Raw genomic sequence first — 688 nt, forward strand, 5'->3', positions numbered from 1 at the left:
GGTCTCCACCTTGTCCACGCCATCCCAGAAAGAACCCGGCACGCTGTGGTAGCCACGCGACAGCAATGCCACATCATCCACCAACTGGTCGGTCTGGTAGTCCTCGGCGGCAATCCCACAGGCGCGCGCCTTGAGGCGCATGTTGATGTCCTTGGTGACCAGCACCACCGGCGAGCCGCCGCGACGACTCTGCAGGCCTACCAGCTGGTTGATGATCTTGTTGTCGTTGAGGTGCTCGGGCAGCCCACTGAGCGGCTCGACATGCCGGCTCATGAGGATCGACAGACTGCCGCGTGGCGCGTTCTTGCCGCGGCGAATCGGCACGCCCTGCTCCACCTCCTGCGGCGTCGCAGCCCCCAGTACCTGGTCGATCAGGCGAATCGCCTGGCGACACTCGGCCGCCACCGAATGCTTGCCCGCCTTGAGCTGGTCCAGCTCTTCGAGCACCGTCATGGGGATGGCTACCTGGTGCTCCTGGAAGTTGAGTAACGCGTTGGGGTCGTGCAGCAACACATTGGTATCCAGAACATACAGGGTGGTCGGGGTCTTGCCGGTACGAGCTGCGGACATAGGCGTTTCCTCTGGCGGATCAACCCGGCGCCAGCAGCTGCCGGCGCCCTGCAAGCCATGCATCCCTCAAAGGCGGCCGAGACGAATCGACCAGAGGGTACGCAGGCTCCGGGGTAAA

The 688-nt window shown here is 64.0% G+C and carries 1 protein-coding gene; it reads right to left on the minus strand.

From position 1 onward, the window contains the following. On the minus strand, positions 1-570 hold a 570-nt coding region (locus tag CFY91_RS15685; protein WP_243392529.1), incomplete at its 3' end, for a PIN domain-containing protein. Between the last annotated feature and the right edge of the window lie 118 nt (positions 571-688).

The organism is Pseudomonas fluvialis (assembly GCF_002234375.1).
Lineage (GTDB): Bacteria > Pseudomonadota > Gammaproteobacteria > Pseudomonadales > Pseudomonadaceae > Aquipseudomonas > Aquipseudomonas fluvialis.